Raw genomic sequence first — 230 nt, forward strand, 5'->3', positions numbered from 1 at the left:
GCGGCACCGGCCGCCCCAGGACCGTGAACGAGGACGGCGGCGTGAGATCCGAAGTCGGCTGGGCCTCGGCGGTTAGCAACGGGTCGGTGACGAGCTCGCCATAGCCGAGCCGGGCACCGCCGGCGCCGATCACGGCTCCGTCCTCGGCCCGCAGGGGGGCAGCGGGCTGTCCGAGCCTCCGCGACGCCTCCGCGACGAGGAGTGTCCGGACCTGCGCGGCGGCGTTCCTG

1 pseudogene is annotated in these 230 nt (G+C 75.7%); it reads right to left on the reverse strand.

The window, feature by feature from the left end:
* Positions 1 to 230 (reverse strand): annotated as a pseudogene (locus AC0IY0_RS29160) (xanthine dehydrogenase family protein molybdopterin-binding subunit); the annotation flags it as partial.

This window comes from Methylobacterium sp. AC315 (assembly GCF_979253755.1).